We start from the raw sequence: 17962 nt of genomic DNA, 5'->3' as shown, positions 1-17962 counted from the left end.
CTTGATGAAAGCGGCTCAATTAATTGAACAAATTCCGCATATCCCAACTTTTAAAAAGTTCGGTAGGGTTACTAGAGTTGTTGGCTTAATGATTGAGTCGCAAGGTCCAGATAGTTCTATAGGTGATGTCTGTAAAATTCATGTGGAAACTGTAAATCATGGTCACCAGATTATTTTAGCAGAGGTCGTTGGTTTTAAAGATGAAATAGTCGTCTTGATGCCTTTTACCTCCTTACGTGAAATATCTATTGGCTGCCTTGTTGAAGGAACAGGAGCTCCACTGGAAGTAAAAGTGGGTCCTGAGTTAATCGGCAAAGTATTGGATTCTATGGGGAATCCAATTGATGGCACTCTATTACCTAAAGGTCTCATGACAGTCCCTACAGAACAAGATCCACCAAACCCACTAACTCGTCCACCAATTAATGAAAGGCTTGAAGTGGGAGTCAAGGCTATTGATGGTATGCTAACAGTTGGAAATGGACAACGTGTTGGTATTTTCGCTGGTTCTGGGGTAGGTAAAAGTACTTTACTTGGTATGATCGCAAGAAATACACAAGCAGATTTGAATGTCATTGCGCTAATAGGTGAGCGTGGTCGTGAGGTTCGGGAATTCATCGAACGTGATTTGGGTGCTGAGGGCTTAAGTCGATCGATTGTTGTTGCAGCCACATCTGATCAACCAGCATTAATGCGGATTAAAGGGGCATTTACAGCTACAGCAATCGCCGAATATTTTAGAAATCGAGGCTTAAATGTCATGCTGATGATGGATTCCGTAACACGTGTGGCTATGGCACAACGTGAAATTGGACTTGCCACAGGAGAACCACCAGCACAAAAAGGTTATACGCCTTCTGTTTTTGCGATATTGCCTAAATTACTAGAACGTACAGGCACCAATGAAAAGGGTTCTATAACAGCTTTCTATACTGTTTTAGTAGATGGTGACGATATGAATGAACCCATTGCGGATACTGTGCGAGGGATATTAGATGGTCATATTGTATTGGATCGAAATCTTGCCAACAAGGGGCAATATCCAGCCATAAATGTCTTGAAAAGTGTGAGTCGTTTGATGAATCATGTTGCAGAGCCAACTCATAAGAAAGCTGCTGAACGATTAAGAGAACTCTATTATACTTACGACAAATCAGAGGATTTGATCAATATTGGTGCTTATAAAAGAGGAACCTCTAAAGAAATTGATGAAGCAATTCATTATGAACCGCTCATTACTGCTTATCTTAAACAGGGTTACTTAGATAAAGTGACACTAGAACAAAGTGTCAATGAGTTAATAACATTATCGAACGGTGGTGCGAAATAGATGGTCAGTTATGTGTATCGTTTTGAAAAAGTGTTAACCATTCGCGAACAAGAAAAAAACGAAACCGAAATGGCTTATAAGGAATCTGTCCGTTCTTTTGAAGAAATAGCAACGAAATTATATGACTTGCTAAAAAAGAAAGAAGATTTAATTGCATTTCAGCAGGAGCGTTTAATGGTTGGTTCTTCCATAGATGAAATCCATCATTATAGTCGTTTCATTGATAGTCTCGAAAAAACAATTGCAGATGTACAACAGAAAGTGATACAAGCTCGTGCAAAGATGAATTGGCACGAAGAAAAACTATTAGAAAAAAACTTGGAAGTACGTAAATTTGAAAAAATGAGAGAAAAGGATTTTAAGCATTTCCAACAAGAGCAAGATCGTATAGAAAGCCTTTTTTTAGATGAAATTTCATTACAAACGTATAACAAGAAAGAAATCAGGTGATTTCATGGCAAAGAAAGACAATCGATTAGCAACAGAGTTAGTAGAAGAGCAACCAAAGAAAAAATCTGGGAGCTTTCTTAAGTTTTTTACTTGGATTGTACTGCCGATTATGTTTGTAGTAGCGGTTTTGCTTGTTGTGGCAACTTTAATGAATACAAATGTCTTTGATTTAGGAAAAAAGGCAATTGGTAGTTTACCTTTTATTCCCTCAGAAGAACAACAAGCAAAGGATGCTGTCGTTAATAACGACTCTAAAATAGTGAGTTTACAGGCAGAGGTACAAGAAAAAGAAGCAGAGATTACCCAGCTTCAAAAAAAATTAGATTCAACAATAACTGAAAAAGAGAAGCTGCTGACAGAAAAGGAACAGCTTCAATTTGAAATTGAAAAACTAAATCGTGAACAAGATGATGTGAAGCGTGACTTTAACGATATTTTATCAACATTTGATAAGATGTCGCCGAAAGCTGCGGCACCTGTGTTAATCAATATGAGTGATACAGAAGCACTGCGGATTTTAACGAATTTAAAGCCAGATAAATTAGCAGCTATTTTAGAAAAAATGGATGCAAAAGATGCAGCAAAATATACGGAGCTTATGGCTAAACAGTAGGATAATTGAAAGGAGGTGAAAAATAGTGGATGTAGCAATGATGCAAATGATTAATAAAACAGTACCTACTAAAACTGCAGCAACAAAATCAACAACAGTTGGAAACGCTGAAGGAAAAATAGGCAGCACACCGAAGAAAGAAAATTTATCAAATTTTGGTTCTGTTTTTGGGCAAGTATTAACTTCTTCAACTCAAACAACCCAGTCATCACAGACGACTTCAACAAATGAACTCGGGGATTTACAAGCGTTATTAAAAGCTGACTCAATGGAGGAAGTACTAGATTTACTGGGGATTTCTCACGATGATGGTTTATTATTGCTTCAATTTGGAGAAGACGGTAAGGCAGTGGCACTGGATGAAATGCTTCATTTAGAAAATATATTAAATGCATTAGGGATTGATGAAGAGCAGCTTCAAAAAATCGTCCAACAGCTACTAGGAGAAGAAAAGGAAGCAAGGGATGTTTGGGAGCTCTTAACTTTAGTAGATGCCCAAGCGCCGGTACTACAGGCGAATATAAGCACTGCTTTACAAGGCGAAGGTCAAGTGACACCAAAAGAGGCATCACAACTTCTTCAAGTGTTGAAATTAGCGCAATTGGTAGGACAAAAGACAGACTTAACAGCACCCCAAGAAGACCTGTTAACAACGGTGAGAAGCCTATTAACGACTTTACAAACGCAGGTAGAAACTTTGCAGGTAACAACAACTAAAACAACTGTTACATTGCCATTACAAGGCTTCCAGCAAGTTGTTCAGCAAGTCCAAATGACGAAACAAAGTGAAACAAATACAAATGACATGGTTACGCCACAAACTGTACAAACGAAACCTGACACATTCCATGTAACGTTACCTACGGCTAAGCCTGTTCAATCCGAAGCTTTACTAAAAGAAATGCAAGCCATTATCAATCGAGCGCAGATTTCGAATGCTCAAGGTATTACACGCTTAACCATAAAATTGTATCCAGAAAATCTAGGGACAGTTCGTATTGAACTTGTACAAAATGATGGAGTTCTTACAGCCCGTATACTGGCTTCTACAGCCCATGGACGTGAATTGCTTGATAACCAAGCACACCAGCTAAAACAGGCTTTTGCTCAGCAAAATATACAAGTAGATCGTCTTGATATTGCACAATCTCTGCAAGATGCCGATCGTCAACAACGTGATCAAAGCTTCTTCAATAATTTCTTTAAACAACAGCAGGACGAAGAACAGGATCAAAAAAGTGATGATGAAGATGAAGGAATGTCCTTTAGTGACTATTTAATAAGTGAGGAGGTGTAACAATGGCAGATACTACTACGAAGGTGACAAATCCGGCTATAACTGATGATTTTTATTACTCAAATTATCAGAAGCCAGTGAAGCAAACAGGCAATAGTGAGCTTGGTAAGGATGCCTTTCTACAATTGTTAATTACACAATTACAGCATCAGGACCCAACAAATCCAATGGATGATCGAGAATTTATTTCTCAAATGGCGCAGTTCTCTTCTTTAGAGCAAATGCAAAATATGACAAAGGCAATGGAATCTTTACTAGCATCTCAGCAACAAACACAGATGATGAGTTATACAACTTTTATTGGCAAAGAAGTCAAATGGCATGAGATTACAGAGGAGAAAGATGAAAAAGGTAATCCTGTGGTTAATGAAGGAACAGGCGTCATTGAATCACTTAAATTTGTAGATGGAAATGTTGTGTTCAAATTAGCTGATGGGAAAGAGATTGCTCCAGGTAATATATCTGGTATTTTAGGTGGAGCTAGCGATTCTAGTTCCAATGGCAATAATAATGTACCTGAATCTCCATTAGTGAAAGCTAGCCAATTGATTGGTAAAAATGTAACGTATAAAGACGGTGACCAAGAACTAAAAGGACGAATCGTCTCTGTTTCCAATAAAGATGGGGTCATTAATTATGTACTAGATAATGATAAAAGACTAACAGATAAAGATTTTACAGTGATTAGCGAATAAAGGTGGAGAAAAGTGATGGATAAATTTTCAATTCATCGTGTACCCTTGCATCCATCTATTCGCTCAACACAGCCTAAGCCAATTAATACACAACAATCGTTTAAGGCTCATTTACAGGAAGCTTCTAAACAAGAGCTAAAGGTGAGCAAGCATGCGAATGAACGTATTATTGAGCGTAAAATTAATATCACAGAACAAGAATGGCAGGTTGTATCGGATAAGGTATTTGAAGCACACTCAAAAGGTGTCAAACAACCATTAGTCTTGATGGATCAAGCAGCTTTAATTGTCAGTGCTAAAAATGCTACTGTCATTACAGCAATGGATCGCACGGAAGCAAAACAGCAGTTATTTACAAATATTGATGGCACGATTGTGCTTTAAAGGCTGGACCTTCTTACGTAAGGAAGCCTTGGTGATGCTGATTGATAGAAGCTCACCTATATAAAACGAAGGGAGAACGAAAACATATGTTACGTTCTATGTATTCAGGTATTTCAGGTCTTAAAAACTTCCAAACAAAGCTAGATGTGATTGGTAATAATATTGCCAACGTGAACACTTATGGCTTTAAAAAAGGGCGAGTAATTTTCAAAGATTTAATGTCTCAAACATCAGCGGGTGCTTCAGCTCCTTCAGGTACTATAGGAGGTATTAACCCAAGACAAGTTGGGTTAGGGGCAGAACTTGCATCTATCGATACTATTCACAATCCAGGATCACGACAATATACTGGACGCGGATTAGATTTAGCTATAGAGGGAGAAGGTTTCTTCATAGTAGGTGATTTAGTGTCAGGAACTGGTGAAGGAACTGGTGAAACGCCATTTACAAATACTCTCTATACACGTGCAGGGAATTTTTATATGGATGAACAAGGTTTCCTAGTTAATGCAGATGGTAAATATCTAATGGGGTCTGCGGCTGCTAGCTCTGAAGATTTAGATTTAATGTCTACTGACTTCGAGGCACCAGCGGAATTGGACGAAGTAACAAGTGAGAATTTAAATGTTGATGGCACTTGGGGCTTACCAACAGCAGCCACAGCAAACACTGGTGAATGGGGACGTATCCGTATTCCAACTGATGCAAAATCGATGAGTATTGCACCAGATGGTCAAGTAACTTTTGTTGATGCAAATGGAGACTTGAAATGGGGTGGTCAATTGGTAATGGCCAAATTCTCCAACGCAGGTGGTCTTGAGAAAGTTGGCGGTAATTACTATACAGTTTCAGCAAACTCTGGAGAACCCTATTTACAAGCAGGTGGTCAAGCAGGTTTAGGTAAACCGATAGCAGGTTCACTTGAAATGTCCAACGTAGACCTGTCTGAAGAGTTTACTGAGATGATTGTGGCACAACGTGGTTTCCAAGCAAATACGCGTATCATCACAACATCTGATGAAATATTACAAGAACTAGTAAACTTAAAACGATAATAATATAGTCCTTTCAAAACGGACGTTTTAACAAACATATTTTCATATGAGGGAGGGTCGGGCCGGCTCTCATGCTAGACCCGGCCCTAATTCATGATTGAACTAACACGTCTAAATGGCAAAGCATTTACATTAAATGCTTTATACATAGAAACAGTCGAATCATTTCCAGATACGACTATTACATTAACAACTGGAACAAAATTAATTGTTTTAGAGAGTGAAGATGAGGTGCGACAAAAGGTAACTGCCTTTTATAACAATATACAAATACTATCCAACCCGCATCTACGAGGTGAAGAAGATGAAGAATAATAAAATGCTAACAATGATTATTATTTTACTAGTAGCAGTCATTCTGATTGGGGTTATTTTGTTTGTATTGCTTACGCAATTTAATAAACCCACAGGAGCTGTTGAGCCGTCCATTGATGAGATTGTAGAGGCAACAGTGGAGATACCAGAGATCACGACAAATCTTGCAGATAAAAGAGTTGTTCGCTTGTCATTGAAAATTCAAACGACAAGCAAAGATGCTGCTGCTGAATTAACAAAGCGCGTTTTCCAAGTGCAAAATATCGCCATTCAAGAGCTTTCTGAAATGGAGCAAAAGGACTTAGAAGGTAAGCAAGGGAAACAAATATTCCAAAAATCATTAAAAACAAGATTAAATGAGTTGATGCAAGAGGGAGAAGTCCAGGAAGTATATTTTACCTCCTTCATTACTCAATAAAACAGAAACTGCTTGAATTGGAGGTGGGCAAATGGCAGGAGATGTGTTATCTCAATCCGAGATAGATGCGCTGCTTTCCGCTATATCGACAGGGGAAATGTCAGCGGATGACATAAAAAAAGAGGACGAGGGACGTAAGGTTAAAGTTTATGATTTTAAACGAGCACTTCGATTCTCAAAAGATCAAATCCGAAGTTTGACCCGAATACATGAAAATTTCGCACGACTATTGACAACCTTTTTCTCTGCACAGCTTAGAAGCTATGTACAAATTACGGTTGCATCAGTAGACCAAATACCATTTGAAGAGTTTGTTCGTTCCATTCCAAATATGACACTCATTAATGTATTTGAAGTGCCACCATTAGATGGTAATATTTTGATGGAAATTAATCCGAATATTGCCTATTCGATGTTAGATCGCCTAATGGGCGGTAGTGGGGCAAGTCATAGTAATGTAGATAACCTAACGGAAATAGAAACAAAAATTATGACAAACCTTTTTGAACGCTCATTCGACAATTTACGCGAAGCATGGGAAAATGTTGCGGAAATTGATCCTATATTAGTGGAACTTGAAGTAAATCCACAATTTTTACAAATGATTTCACCTAATGAAACGGTTGTCGTAATTTCATTAAATACGATAATTGGTGAGACAAGCGGTATGATTAATATTTGTATTCCGCATGTTGTATTGGAGCCAATTGTTCCAAATCTTTCGGTTCGCTATTGGATGCAAACCAATACGAAAGAGATGTCACCAGAGCAAACAAAAATGCTTGAAACACGTGTGAAACAAGCCCAATTACCACTCTCAGTTGAATTAGGATTAACGGACATCACTATTGAAGATTTCCTAACAATGCAAGTTGGGGATGTCATACAGTTAGATCAAAAAATTGAAGCGCCATTAGTACTAAAAGTAGGTACATTGCCGAAGTTCACTGTTCAACCAGGTAAAAAGGGCAAAAAATTAGCAATCCAGATTATCGACCCTTTGAAAGGAGGAGACGAAGATGAGTGATGAAATGCTCTCCCAAGAAGAAATTGAAGCGCTATTAAGGGGCGAGACGTTGGGAGATAAAAACAACGACACTGATGCTTCAACAAATGAAGAAATAAATGAGATACGAGTGGAGGATTACCTTGATTCGTTTGCACAAGATGCATTAGGAGAGGTAGGCAATATATCCTTTGGAAGCTCTGCCACAGCTCTTTCAGCGTTATTGGGTCAAAAAGTAGATATTACAACTCCAAGTATTTCGATGATTAATCGTAATAAATTAGAAGAGGAATTTCCTCATCCATATGTAGCTGTACAAGTTGAATATACAATTGGTTTGACAGGTATGAATTTACTTGTTATTAAACAATCTGATGCAGCAATTATCGCAGATTTAATGTTAGGTGGCGATGGTTTAAATCCGAAGCCAGACTTAGGTGAAATTCAGCTAAGTGCTGTTCAAGAGGCTATGAATCAAATGATGGGCTCAGCTGCTACATCTATGTCGACGGTCTTCAACAAAAAAGTAGATATTTCTCCACCGACAATTGATTTAATGAACATCTCGCAAGATGAAGGTCGAGAAAATATCCCAGAAGACGATTTGCTGGTGAAAGTTTCATTTAGATTAAGAATTGGTAATTTAATTGATTCGAATTTAATGCAATTATTACCGCTTAAATTTAGTCAAAATATTGTAAAATCATTATTAGGTGAAACAGGAGTGTTTGAGGAACCTGTGGCAGCAACAATTGCACCTGAGGCTCCACCAGTTACACCACCGCCTGTTCAACAGCAAATACCTGTAGCACCACCATCTGAACAACCAGTTTATCAACAGCAGTCAGCACCGATGCAGCAACCGATTTATCAGGAGCCACAACAATTTGCACAACCAGCAAGACCAGCACAACCTGTAAATGTGCAACAAGCGCAGTTTGCTAGCTTCGATACAAATGTAATCTCTCAATCTGAAGCTAGAAATTTAAATATGCTACTTGATATTCCATTGCAAGTTACTGTAGAGTTAGGACGTACGAAACGTTCTGTTAAAGAGATTTTAGAACTATCAAGTGGGTCAATTATTGAACTGGATAAATTAGCGGGAGAACCGGTTGATATTTTAGTCAATAGTCGTTTAATTGCTAAAGGGGAAGTCGTTGTTATTGACGAAAACTTTGGTGTCCGTATTACAGATGTTTTAAGTCAAGCAGAGCGTTTAAATAATTTAAGATAGTTTCAATTGGAGGAGTTAACCATGTCTAAAAGAATTTTGATTGTAGACGACGCTGCATTTATGCGCATGATGATCAAGGATATTTTATCAAAAAATGGATTTGAAGTTGTTGGAGAGGCAGCAGATGGTTTACAAGCTGTCGAAAAGTACAATGAACTAAAACCAGATTTAGTAACAATGGATATCACAATGCCAGAGATGGACGGTATTGCAGCTCTTAAAGCAATTAAGGGAACAGATCCAAGTGCAACTGTAATCATGTGTTCAGCAATGGGGCAACAAGCAATGGTAATCGATGCGATTCAAGCTGGTGCGAAAGACTTTATCGTAAAACCTTTCCAAGCAGATCGTGTAATTGAAGCGATTCAAAAAGCGCTAGGATGATTGCATGAAAATGTTAAAATCATTTCGTTTAACGATGATTTTCGCATTTCTTGTATCCTTCCTGTTTTTGTACCCGACACCGACTTCTGTCTATGCAGACGCTGATACAAATAGTGTCACGGATTGCATTAAAGACCCAGAAGCTTGTAATGGAGATACGACTGATCCAGCTGCTAAACAAGAAACAACTGTAACAGCAGCTGGAGATATATCTGCATGGGAATACATAAAAATGGTTTTGGCGCTTATTTTTGTTGTAGCTTTATTTTATGGATTGATGAAGTTTTTAAATAAACGAAATTTAAACTTCCAACGTAATCAAATGGTACAAAATTTAGGCGGTTTATCGTTAGGTGCACAAAAGTCAGTTCAGCTTTTACAGGTAGGTAAAACATTGTATTTAGTTGGGGTCGGAGAAGACGTTCAGCTTTTACGAGAAATTACAGATCCTGAAGAAGTTGAAGCTCTTTTAGCCCTATATAACGAAAGACAAGAATTTGCAGCAACATCACCGTATATTGCAGAAGTATTTTCTAAGTTTAAGAGAAAAGATAGCGCGAAGGTGCAAAATGAGCAGCAAAAGCAGGATTCATTTGGCAATCTATTCGAAAAAAAGCTATCAGAAATAAAACAGGAGCGTAGTGATGAGATAGAGAGATGGAAGCAGAAGGAGAAGGATGGTAAATGAATGATTTAATCAATATTTTTTCCAACAGCGATCCAACGAATGTCTCTACATCTGTAAAGCTCTTACTGTTACTAACAGTTTTATCACTTGCACCAAGTATTTTAATTTTAATGACATCCTTTGCTCGTATAGTCATAGTCTTATCATTTGTGCGTACAGCATTGGCAACACAGCAAATGCCACCAAATCAAGTGATCATTGGGCTGGCACTATTTTTAACATTTTTTATCATGGCACCAACCTTTCAAGAGGTCAATAAAGAGGCATTACAACCATTGTTTGCTGAAGAAATTGGTATAGAAGAAGCCTATGACCGTGCTAGTGTGCCATTTAAAGAGTTTATGAGTAAGCATACTAGGCAAAAAGATCTTGATTTATTTTTAACATATAATCAAGCAGAAAAACCAGCATCAGTGGAGGAAATCCCACTGACTATGCTTGTACCTGCCTTTGCTTTAAGCGAAATTAAAACAGCATTTCAAATTGGTTTTATGATTTTTATTCCATTCCTAGTGATCGATATGATTGTTGCAAGTACATTAATGTCGATGGGGATGATGATGTTACCGCCAGTAATGATTTCATTGCCATTTAAAATATTATTATTTGTACTGGTTGATGGCTGGTATCTCGTTATGAAATCGTTACTACAAAGTTTTTAGGGGATGATACAGTATGACAGGTGAGTTGGTTATTTCCATTGCAGAGCGTGCTATAATGATTATCCTTCTAACAAGCGGTCCGCTACTATTAGTTGCTTTAATCTCGGGTTTAGCGGTAAGTATCTTTCAAGCTACAACTTCGATACAAGAGCAAACGTTAGCATTTGTACCAAAAATTATTGCTGTCTTAGTGGCCATCGTATTCTTTGGCCCTTGGATGCTATCTCAAGTTACAAGCTATGCGAGAGACATATTCGAGAATTTAACGCGTTATATAGGGTGAGTACATGAATGAATTAATTCCGCATTTAACGGTTTTCTTATTAGTACTTGTACGTGTCTCAGCCTTTTTTGCTACGGTTCCTTTTTTTTCCTATAGAACCATTCCACCTCAAGTCAAAATTACTCTCGCACTGGTTTTAGCTTGGATGATGTACTATACAATTGATGTTGAGCCATTTGCATTCAATGATGATTACATATTATTAGTGGTGAAAGAAGCACTAGTTGGACTATTACTCGGTCTAATGGGCTATATCATCATGTCCGCAATTCAAATTGCAGGAAGCTTTATCGATTTTCAAATGGGTTTTGCCATTGCTAATATAATTGACCCGCAAACAGGTGCTCAAAGTCCATTAATCGGTCAGTTTTTTAATATGCTAGCACTGCTTTTATTGTTAGCGATTGATGGCCATCATATGATTCTTAATGGAATCTACTACAGCTATCAATTTTTCCCGATGGATCAATTCCCTAGTTTTATGAATGAAAACTTTCCTCAATTTATTATCACAACTTTCACAGCAGTTTTTGCCATAGCATTCCAGATGGCTGCTCCTGTTGTAGCGACCTTATTCTTGGTCGATTTAGCTTTAGGGATCACTGCAAAAACAGTACCGCAATTAAACATATTTGTTGTCGGTTTTCCTATTAAAATTGGTGTTAGTTTTTTAGTATTATTTACAATGATGGCCGTTATGATTCAAGTTATTCAAAAGCTTATTACGATTATGATTTATGGGATGCGTGATTTAATGGCCATTTTAGGTGGTGGATAATATGAGACTACTACTGAATTTAGAGCTACAATTTTTTGCGGGTGAAAAAACAGAAAAGGCAACCCCTAAGAAACGACAGGATGCTCGGAAAAAAGGACAAGTTGTCAAGAGTCAAGATATTTCTAGTGCCATTGTAATGTTAATGGTATTTATCTTTTTGTTTTTCTTTGCAGGCTCTTTGCGTGACGAGCTATTAGCTTTTTTCAGGCAAACCTTTATTCATAACATACGCATCGAATCACTGACTATTGATAGTGTGATGCACCTATTTACAGAAACTTTGATTCAAATGGCTTTTATCATTGTGCCCATTATGGCAATTGCATTTGTCGGAGCACTTGCAGGTAACTTTTTGCAATTTGGTTTTCTTTTTACGTTAGAGCCAATGAAGTTTGATTTGAAAAAGATGGACCCTATTAAAGGGTTAAAAAAGATATTTTCTGTCAAAGCCATTGTGGAGTTAATAAAGTCTGTTTTAAAGATTGGTTTTATCGGAAGTGTTACAACAATTATTATTTGGTCAAACTTACCAGAAGTTTTGGCGTTATCGTTTAAAAGTCCATGGATGACTCTCATTACGGTAGGGAAGCTTGTTGGTATTATGGGTATAGCAGCTTCTTTAGTATTACTTTGTGTATCCGTTTTAGACTGGATGTATCAAAAACATGAGTATGAAAAAAATCTTAAAATGTCTAAGCAAGATATTAAAGATGAATATAAAAATAGTGAGGGTGACCCTCTAATCAAATCAAAAATCAAACAACGCCAACGTGAGATGGCGATGAGACGTATGATGTCAGAGGTTCCTAGTGCGGATGTAGTTATTACCAACCCTACTCACTATGCAATTGCCCTCAAATATAATGAGGACAGTATGGATGCTCCTCGTGTTATTGCAAAGGGGACAGACTTTATTGCTCAAAAAATTAAACTGATCGCCAAAGAACATGATGTAATAATGGTTGAAAATCGACCTTTAGCACGAGCTATGTATGACCAGGTAGAAATAGGCGATCAGGTACCAGAAGAATTTTTCAAAGCAGTAGCAGAGATACTCGCTTATGTTTACCGTATTAAGCGAAAAATTTAAGGCTTTTTGTAGGAGGGACACAAATGAAAGTTCGCGATATTGGGGTTTTAGGTGCGGTTATTTTAATCGTTGCGATGCTCATCATCCCTCTTCCTCCGTGGATGTTAAGTTTTTTAATTGTCATTAATATTACATTAGGATTAATTGTACTGCTCACAGCAATGAGTATGAAAGAAGCATTGGATTTTTCCATTTTTCCTTCGGTGATTTTACTATTAACCTTGTTCCGATTAGGACTAAGTGTTTCCACTACTCGTGCCATCTTAGCAAATGGAGATGCAGGTTCGGTCGTTGAAACTTTTGGTGATTTCGTAGTTGGAGGAAATATACTTGTTGGTTTAGTCGTCTTCTTAATTTTAGTGTTAATTCAGTTTATTGTAATTACAAAAGGTGCAGAACGAGTAGCAGAAGTAGCGGCACGTTTCACACTTGATGCGATGCCAGGTAAACAAATGAGTATTGATGCTGACTTAAATGCGGGGATTATTTCCGAAAAAGAAGCGCGCGAGCGACGTGAAAAAGTTGCAGGGGAAGCGGACTTTTACGGTGCAATGGATGGTGCCACGAAATTTGTAAAAGGGGATGCCATCGCTTCAATGGTAATGGTTATTATCAATCTATTATTTGGTATCATCATTGGCGTTGTACAAATGGGGCTTCCATTTGCAGAAGCAGCAACACATTTTTCGAAACTAACAGTTGGGGACGGTATTGTATCCCAAATTCCTGCCTTGCTTATTTCGACTGCTACAGGGATTGTCGTAACACGAGCCTCTTCTAAAGGTAGTCTTGGTCAAGACATTACAGGCCAATTATTTGCTCAAGCTAAGCTGCTTTATGTAGCAGGAGGTACCATTGTATTACTAGGGCTCTTTACGCCAATACCAAACTGGGTAACGCTGCCAATAGGTCTTTCATTAATTGCGGGAGCTTATATGATGGAACGTAAGAAGCCAGAGGATGAAGAAGAATTACAGGAGATTGAAGAAGAAGTGGCTACTGACGGCATGAAGAGCCCTGAGAATGTTGTGAATTTATTAAATGTGGACCCAATTGAATTCGAATTTGGTTATGGATTAATTCCCTTAGTAGATGCCGCTCAAGGTGGGGATTTATTAGACCGTGTGATCATGATTCGTCGACAGCTTGCCTTGGAGTTAGGTATCGTGATCCCAGTAGTCCGTATTCGAGACAATATTCAGCTTCAACCAAATGAATATCGAATTAAAATAAAGGGGAACGAAATGGCACGAGGCGAACTTTTACTAGATCATTATTTAGCGATGAGCCCTGGAGACGATGATTCTATTGAGGGTATTGATACTGTCGAGCCATCTTTTGGATTACCAGCTAAATGGATTACAGAGCAAGTAAAAGAGGATGCGGAAATGTATGGTTACACAGTTGTGGACCCACCAAGTGTGGTGTCAACACATTTAACTGAAATAATTCGAGCAAATGCTCATGAGTTATTAGGCCGTCAAGAGACAAAGCAGTTAATCGATCACTTACGCGAATCCCATCCAATTTTAGTAGAAGAATTAACACCTGCACCTTTATCTACTGGAGAAATTCAAAAGGTACTGGGTAAGCTTCTTCGGGAGAATGTATCAGTGCGTAACTTACCTATTATTTTTGAGACACTTGCAGACTATGCAAAATTAACGAGTGATACAGATATCTTAGCTGAATATGTGCGTCAAGCATTAGCTCGTCAAATTACAGCGCAATATGTTGGGGATAGTTCAGTATTAAAGGTGATTACGGTTTCAGGTAAAGTAGAAAAAATGATTGCTGATAGTATCCAACAAACGGATCACGGTAATTATTTAGCTATGGACCCACAAGACTCTCAAACAGTATTAGAAACTATTGCAGCGGAAGTAGAGCGTGTTTCGTTTATGGAGCAATCAGCTATTATATTATGCTCGCCAGCCGTTCGGATGTATTTACGACAACTAACGGAGCGTTATTTCCCACAAATTCCGGTTCTATCTTATAATGAATTGGATGCTTCGGTTGAAATTCAAAGTGTTGGGGTGGTGAATGTTCAATGAAAATGAAAAAGTATTATGCATCATCCATACCAGAGGCGATGAAGCAAGTGCGAGCAGAATTAGGTGAGGACGCAGTCATTTTAAATTCAAAAGTCGTCATCACAAAGAAATTTTTTGGCATGATAAAAAAGAAAAGTTTTGAAGTGGTTGCGGGTATTGATGCAATGGAGCCCCAGCAAGTGGCTTCAGTTCCAACACCAGCTGTACTGCCTGTAGTAAAAAAAGAGAATGCAAGGTTACAAGAGATTACAAATGCTATTCAAGCAAAAATGCATCAGGAACCACCCCTTGATGTAGCAGCAGTACATGAGGACGCTAGCATGTCAGAAGAATTGAGAAAAGAAATTGCTGATTTAAAATCATTAATGCAATCGATGCATAAAAAGACTACCCAAGCTCAATATCCCGATGAACTCTTACCCTTCATTGAATACTTAAGACAGCAAGAGCTAAGTGAAGAGCTCATCACAACGATAGGTGATGAGCTTTTTATGCATTTTAGAGAAGCATCCGAAATAAATTTTTCACAATGTAAATTGATAGCAAAAAATTTATTACGTAAGAAGCTAGAAGTACTTCCAGTCGGAGGATTATCCTACGAAAGAAAATATATAAACATTTTAGGGCCAACAGGGGTTGGTAAGACTACAACTATTGCTAAAATGGCTGCTAGAGCTGTGTTAGAAAAAAAGAAAAAGATTGGCTTTATTACGACAGATACTTATCGGATTGCGGCAATAGAGCAGCTTAAAACATATGCTGGTCTTTTACAAGCTCCTGTAGAAATTGCTTACAATGCAACAGATTTTGAACAAGCAATCCAGAGATTATCACATTTAGATTTGGTTTTTATTGATACAGCTGGTCGAAATTATAAAGAAGTCAAGTATGTTGATGATCTCCAACGCCTCATAAAATTCGATGATCATGCAGAATCTTATTTAGTGCTTGCAATGACAACGAAAGAAAGGGATATGGAGAATATTGTAGATCAATTTAAGCAATTACCAATTCAAAAATTTATTTTTACAAAAATTGATGAAACAAATTCTATTGGCACAATGATCAATTTAATGATTAAATATAATAAAGGACTTGCTTACTATACGAATGGTCAAGAAGTACCAGAAGATATTGAAGAAGCTGATTTAGAAGCAGTACTTAATTTGTTTTTTCAAGGTGAAGAAAAATGAGAGACCAAGCTGAAGCATTACGCTTAAAAATGATGAAACAGCAAGGCGAACTAGGTAGAGCGATTGCAGTTGTAAGTGGCAAAGGTGGAGTAGGTAAAAGTAACTTCACAATGAACTTTGCCATGACTTTAGCCCAAAAGGGAAAAAGAGTTGTCATTGTAGACATGGATATTGGGATGGGGAATATCCATATCTTAATTGGGAAAAATGCTTCTTATAGTTTAAAAGATTACTTAGAAGGAAATAAGCTACTAGATGAGGTAATATTTGAAGGGCCTTACGATTTAAGGTATATTTCAGGTGGGTCAGGTATGACGAGTGTGCTTGATTGGTCTCATAGTATGTTTGAACGACTTATTCAAGCATTTGAAGAACTTCAAAAAAACTATGATTATATTTTATTTGATATGGGCGCTGGTGCTACTAATTGGTCATTAGATTTACTCACATCTATTGATGAAATTATCGTCATTTCAACAGCGGAACCTACTTCTATTACAGATGCGTACTCCATGATGAAATATATTCATGTTCGAGATCCAGATAAGCAGTTTTATATTCTCTGTAACCGCGCTTTCAGTAAAGAAGAAGGAATAGAAACGAATGAACGTTTACAGTTAACAATGAAACGTTTTTTAGACAAAGAAACGATCATTCTTGGTTCATTACCTGAAGACCCTGTTGTGCGTAAGGCAGTGCGCGAGCAAGTGCCATTCTCACTTGCTTATCCAGACGCATTAATATCAAAGACATTGCAACTTATAGTCGTTCGTTTTATGGAGCAACGTGCGGGGGAAATACATGCACATGATCAAACAACGAAAAAATTTTTAACGAAACTTAGAAGTATTTTCTCGAAAGGGCGTGATTAATTGGACTTTTTGCATAAAAGCAAGCTTTTAGTTGTGGATGATTCTGCTTTTATGAGAAAGCTAATTAGTGACTTTTTTGTTGGCAACTCGAAGGTGGAAGTAGTTGGAACAGCTCGAAATGGAAAAGATGCGATCAAAAAGATACAATCGTTGAAGCCAAACGTTGTGACAATGGATATTGAGATGCCTGAAATGAATGGGCTCGATGCTTTAAAAGAAATTATGATACAATGTCCAGTTCCTGTAGTAATGCTCTCAAGTACCACTCAACGTGGGACAGAAAATGCAATTGCTGCAATTGAGGGCGGGGCAGTAGATTTTGTTGCCAAGCCGAGCGGGACCATCTCCCTTGATTTACATAAAATTCAAAATGAACTTGTGCACAAAGTGGAACAAGCTGCAACGGTGCCAATTTCCAAATTGAAAAAACCTTCTGGTAGTAAACGACAACAAGAACAAGTGACAAGGGTGAGTACCGTAATAAAGGAACCACAACATCATGGACGAACAAATACGTCTATTAATGTTGTTTCTACTAAGGTAGCCGTAACTAAACCAATGGTAGAATGGAGTAAAATAGGAAAGAAGATTGTGTTAATTGGCACATCAACAGGAGGACCTCGCGCACTTCAGGAGGTTGTTACTAAAATTCCTAAGTCTATTCAAGCTCCCATATTAATTGTACAGCATATGCCTGCTGGATTTACTAAATCGCTTGCTAACCGACTTGATCAGCTAAGTGAAATTTCTGTTAAAGAAGCTGAACAGGGCGATATTTTGCAAAATGGAGTAGCTTATATTGCACCAGGTGGATATCATTTAAAACTTAGAAAAGTAGGGACAACTTTTGGCATTGTTCTTGATAATCAAGAAGCACCAAGATCTGGCCATCGACCTTCTGTAGATGTAATGTTCGAAGATGTTAGTCAATATAAAGATTTTGATAAAGTAGCAGTGATTATGACAGGTATGGGTCATGATGGCTCTAATGGTCTAAAAGCATTAAAAAATACTGGCAATGTCATTGCTATTGCAGAATCAGCTGAAACTTGCATTGTATATGGTATGCCAAAAGCAGCAGTAGAAACGCAACTTGTTGATGAAGTTGCAGATGTAGATGATATTGCACAAACAATAATGAAATATTTGCCTTAA

21 protein-coding genes are annotated in these 17962 nt (G+C 37.7%); all 21 read left to right on the top strand.

Annotated elements, in window-relative coordinates; genetic code table 11:
* The first annotated feature begins 4 nt into the window (after positions 1 to 4).
* The 21 genes from fliI to HXV90_RS10380 all read left to right on the top strand — a co-directional run bounded on the left by fliI (position 5) and on the right by HXV90_RS10380 (position 17962).
* Positions 5 to 1330, top strand: coding sequence for a flagellar protein export ATPase FliI (gene fliI, locus HXV90_RS10480; RefSeq protein WP_054550948.1), 1326 nt, complete (start codon positions 5 to 7; stop codon positions 1328 to 1330).
* Complete coding sequence (gene fliJ, locus HXV90_RS10475) at positions 1331 to 1780, top strand: flagellar export protein FliJ (RefSeq protein WP_048391613.1); 450 nt, start codon at positions 1331 to 1333, stop codon at positions 1778 to 1780. It begins immediately after the preceding gene.
* A 4-nt stretch (positions 1781 to 1784) separates the two neighbouring features.
* Positions 1785 to 2393: a MotE family protein gene (locus HXV90_RS10470; protein WP_048391611.1), complete on the top strand. Its 609-nt coding sequence runs from the start codon at positions 1785 to 1787 to the stop codon at positions 2391 to 2393.
* A gap of 25 nt (positions 2394 to 2418) precedes the next feature.
* Positions 2419 to 3690 (top strand): flagellar hook-length control protein FliK, encoded by a 1272-nt coding sequence (locus tag HXV90_RS10465; RefSeq protein WP_269898928.1) that lies wholly within the window; start codon positions 2419 to 2421, stop codon positions 3688 to 3690.
* Between the two features lie 2 nt (positions 3691 to 3692).
* Positions 3693 to 4385 carry a flagellar hook assembly protein FlgD gene (gene flgD / locus HXV90_RS10460; RefSeq protein ID WP_257961813.1) on the top strand — a complete coding sequence of 231 codons (693 nt, stop codon included), beginning with the start codon at positions 3693 to 3695 and terminating at the stop codon, positions 4383 to 4385.
* 15 nt (positions 4386 to 4400) lie between these two features.
* Entirely contained in the window at positions 4401 to 4769 is a 369-nt protein-coding gene (locus HXV90_RS10455; RefSeq protein ID WP_221682761.1) for a TIGR02530 family flagellar biosynthesis protein, read from the top strand.
* 86 nt (positions 4770 to 4855) lie between these two features.
* Entirely contained in the window at positions 4856 to 5824 is a 969-nt protein-coding gene (flgG, locus tag HXV90_RS10450) for a flagellar basal body rod protein FlgG (RefSeq protein WP_257961812.1), read from the top strand.
* Positions 5825 to 5917: 93 nt separating this feature from the next.
* A complete protein-coding gene (locus HXV90_RS10445; protein WP_048391601.1) occupies positions 5918 to 6139 on the top strand; it encodes a flagellar FlbD family protein in 222 nt (73 codons plus the stop codon).
* The gene (gene fliL / locus HXV90_RS10440; RefSeq protein ID WP_004269291.1) at positions 6129 to 6557 is read left to right on the top strand and encodes a flagellar basal body-associated protein FliL; all 429 of its coding nucleotides are present in this window, start codon (positions 6129 to 6131) and stop codon (positions 6555 to 6557) included. The genes HXV90_RS10445 and fliL overlap by 11 nt, the downstream gene beginning before the upstream one ends.
* Positions 6558 to 6588: 31 nt before the next feature.
* Entirely contained in the window at positions 6589 to 7584 is a 996-nt protein-coding gene (gene fliM, locus HXV90_RS10435) for a flagellar motor switch protein FliM (protein ID WP_269898927.1), read from the top strand.
* Positions 7577 to 8800 (top strand): flagellar motor switch phosphatase FliY, encoded by a 1224-nt coding sequence (gene fliY / locus HXV90_RS10430; protein ID WP_048391599.1) that lies wholly within the window; start codon positions 7577 to 7579, stop codon positions 8798 to 8800. The genes fliM and fliY overlap by 8 nt, the downstream gene beginning before the upstream one ends.
* Positions 8801 to 8821: 21 nt before the next feature.
* Positions 8822 to 9184: a response regulator gene (locus tag HXV90_RS10425; protein ID WP_004269288.1), complete on the top strand. Its 363-nt coding sequence runs from the start codon at positions 8822 to 8824 to the stop codon at positions 9182 to 9184.
* A 4-nt stretch (positions 9185 to 9188) separates the two neighbouring features.
* Positions 9189 to 9872, top strand: coding sequence for a flagellar biosynthetic protein FliO (locus HXV90_RS10420; RefSeq protein ID WP_009371154.1), 684 nt, complete (start codon positions 9189 to 9191; stop codon positions 9870 to 9872).
* Positions 9869 to 10534 carry a flagellar type III secretion system pore protein FliP gene (gene fliP / locus HXV90_RS10415; protein ID WP_048391597.1) on the top strand — a complete coding sequence of 222 codons (666 nt, stop codon included), beginning with the start codon at positions 9869 to 9871 and terminating at the stop codon, positions 10532 to 10534. Before HXV90_RS10420 ends, fliP begins: the two co-directional genes overlap by 4 nt.
* A gap of 13 nt (positions 10535 to 10547) precedes the next feature.
* Positions 10548 to 10817 carry a flagellar biosynthesis protein FliQ gene (gene fliQ / locus HXV90_RS10410; RefSeq protein WP_004269285.1) on the top strand — a complete coding sequence of 90 codons (270 nt, stop codon included), beginning with the start codon at positions 10548 to 10550 and terminating at the stop codon, positions 10815 to 10817.
* A gap of 4 nt (positions 10818 to 10821) precedes the next feature.
* Complete coding sequence (gene fliR / locus HXV90_RS10405) at positions 10822 to 11595, top strand: flagellar biosynthetic protein FliR (RefSeq protein ID WP_048391595.1); 774 nt, start codon at positions 10822 to 10824, stop codon at positions 11593 to 11595.
* Between the two features lies 1 nt (position 11596).
* A complete protein-coding gene (gene flhB / locus HXV90_RS10400) occupies positions 11597 to 12685 on the top strand; it encodes a flagellar biosynthesis protein FlhB (protein WP_048391594.1) in 1089 nt (362 codons plus the stop codon).
* Positions 12686 to 12708: 23 nt separating this feature from the next.
* Entirely contained in the window at positions 12709 to 14742 is a 2034-nt protein-coding gene (gene flhA, locus HXV90_RS10395) for a flagellar biosynthesis protein FlhA (protein WP_036080453.1), read from the top strand.
* On the top strand, positions 14739 to 15935 hold the full coding sequence (gene flhF / locus HXV90_RS10390; protein WP_048391590.1) for a flagellar biosynthesis GTPase FlhF: 1197 nt from the start codon (positions 14739 to 14741) through the stop codon (positions 15933 to 15935). The genes flhA and flhF overlap by 4 nt, the downstream gene beginning before the upstream one ends.
* The gene (locus HXV90_RS10385) at positions 15932 to 16807 is read left to right on the top strand and encodes a MinD/ParA family protein (RefSeq protein ID WP_066037807.1); all 876 of its coding nucleotides are present in this window, start codon (positions 15932 to 15934) and stop codon (positions 16805 to 16807) included. Before flhF ends, HXV90_RS10385 begins: the two co-directional genes overlap by 4 nt.
* On the top strand, positions 16808 to 17962 hold the full coding sequence (locus HXV90_RS10380) for a protein-glutamate methylesterase/protein-glutamine glutaminase (RefSeq protein WP_269898926.1): 1155 nt from the start codon (positions 16808 to 16810) through the stop codon (positions 17960 to 17962).

It is taken from the genome of Lysinibacillus sp. JK80, from assembly GCF_027557635.1.
GTDB classification, from domain to species: Bacteria; Bacillota; Bacilli; order Bacillales_A; family Planococcaceae; genus Lysinibacillus; species Lysinibacillus capsici.
This window is presented reverse-complemented; position numbering and strand designations above follow the sequence as displayed.

Bases quoted from the DNA above. Each gene is read 5' to 3' on its own strand.
- fliI (WP_054550948.1), top strand. From the start codon at position 5: ATGAAAGCGGCTCAATTAATTGAACAAATTCCGCATATCCCAACTTTT.
- fliJ (WP_048391613.1), top strand. From the start codon at position 1,331: ATGGTCAGTTATGTGTATCGTTTTGAAAAAGTGTTAACCATTCGCGAA.
- HXV90_RS10470 (WP_048391611.1), top strand. From the start codon at position 1,785: ATGGCAAAGAAAGACAATCGATTAGCAACAGAGTTAGTAGAAGAGCAA.
- flgD (WP_257961813.1), top strand. From the start codon at position 3,693: ATGGCAGATACTACTACGAAGGTGACAAATCCGGCTATAACTGATGAT.
- HXV90_RS10455 (WP_221682761.1), top strand. From the start codon at position 4,401: ATGGATAAATTTTCAATTCATCGTGTACCCTTGCATCCATCTATTCGC.
- flgG (WP_257961812.1), top strand. From the start codon at position 4,856: ATGTTACGTTCTATGTATTCAGGTATTTCAGGTCTTAAAAACTTCCAA.
- HXV90_RS10445 (WP_048391601.1), top strand. From the start codon at position 5,918: ATGATTGAACTAACACGTCTAAATGGCAAAGCATTTACATTAAATGCT.
- fliL (WP_004269291.1), top strand. From the start codon at position 6,129: ATGAAGAATAATAAAATGCTAACAATGATTATTATTTTACTAGTAGCA.
- fliM (WP_269898927.1), top strand. From the start codon at position 6,589: ATGGCAGGAGATGTGTTATCTCAATCCGAGATAGATGCGCTGCTTTCC.
- fliY (WP_048391599.1), top strand. From the start codon at position 7,577: ATGAGTGATGAAATGCTCTCCCAAGAAGAAATTGAAGCGCTATTAAGG.
- HXV90_RS10425 (WP_004269288.1), top strand. From the start codon at position 8,822: ATGTCTAAAAGAATTTTGATTGTAGACGACGCTGCATTTATGCGCATG.
- HXV90_RS10420 (WP_009371154.1), top strand. From the start codon at position 9,189: ATGAAAATGTTAAAATCATTTCGTTTAACGATGATTTTCGCATTTCTT.
- fliP (WP_048391597.1), top strand. From the start codon at position 9,869: ATGAATGATTTAATCAATATTTTTTCCAACAGCGATCCAACGAATGTC.
- fliQ (WP_004269285.1), top strand. From the start codon at position 10,548: ATGACAGGTGAGTTGGTTATTTCCATTGCAGAGCGTGCTATAATGATT.
- fliR (WP_048391595.1), top strand. From the start codon at position 10,822: ATGAATGAATTAATTCCGCATTTAACGGTTTTCTTATTAGTACTTGTA.
- flhB (WP_048391594.1), top strand. From the start codon at position 11,597: ATGAGACTACTACTGAATTTAGAGCTACAATTTTTTGCGGGTGAAAAA.
- flhA (WP_036080453.1), top strand. From the start codon at position 12,709: ATGAAAGTTCGCGATATTGGGGTTTTAGGTGCGGTTATTTTAATCGTT.
- flhF (WP_048391590.1), top strand. From the start codon at position 14,739: ATGAAAATGAAAAAGTATTATGCATCATCCATACCAGAGGCGATGAAG.
- HXV90_RS10385 (WP_066037807.1), top strand. From the start codon at position 15,932: ATGAGAGACCAAGCTGAAGCATTACGCTTAAAAATGATGAAACAGCAA.